The sequence below is a fragment of the Alteromonas aquimaris genome (genome assembly GCF_026183695.1).
Lineage (GTDB): Bacteria > Pseudomonadota > Gammaproteobacteria > Enterobacterales > Alteromonadaceae > Alteromonas > Alteromonas aquimaris.
The window spans coordinates 1-657 of record NZ_JAPFRD010000007.1; the positions used below are offsets into that span (position 1 = coordinate 1).

The following is a 657-nucleotide window of genomic DNA, read 5'->3' on the forward strand; positions in this document are numbered from 1 at the left end:
TGAATCAAACCGGGTTTGTCGGAGGCTAATTATCTTGAGAGAATTAGCCAATGAACAAGAGAGTAACGTATTCCCCAGAAGTCCGCGAGCGAGCAGTTCGCATGGTTTTGACCTCAGAGCATGAGCACCCATCGAGGTGGGCGGCTTTGGTGTCTGTTTCATCTAAAATCGGTTGTACACCTGAGACGTTAAGGGCTTGGGTTAACAAGATGGAAGTCGATTCAGGTAAAAAGCCTGGTGTTACTTCGGATGCTGCAGCCAAAATTAAAGAGCTTGAACGAGAAAATCGTGAGTTAAAACAAGCTAATGAGATTTTACGCAAGGCCTCGGCTTTTTTTGCGCAGGCGGAGCTCGAACGCAAACCTCGGAAATAGTTAAATTTATAGATGCCAATCGTGCGTTGTATGGTGTCGAGCCGATTTGTCGTCAAGTGCAAATCGCACCGTCAACGTATTATCGGTACAAGGCCCTTGAAGCTGCGCCTGAGCGGCGCTGCCAGCGTTATCACCAAGATAAAGCGTTAAAATCTGAAGTGATGCGTGTCTGGCAGGAAAATAAGCAATGTTATGGCGTGAGAAAGGTCTGGAAACAGATGAAACGCGAAGGCTTTAGCATTGCTCGTTGCACGGTAGCCAGACTCATGAAAGTGCTGGGTAT

General features: G+C 47.2%; 1 pseudogene and 1 other annotated feature. The pseudogene reads left to right on the forward strand.

Annotated features, from left to right (window positions below):
- Nucleotides 1-50 precede the first annotated feature (50 nt).
- Nucleotides 51-657, forward strand: a pseudogene (locus OPS25_RS06155) (IS3 family transposase); the annotation flags it as partial.
- Nucleotides 329-445 (forward strand) — a sequence feature (AL1L pseudoknot). Its footprint overlaps the pseudogene before it by 117 nt.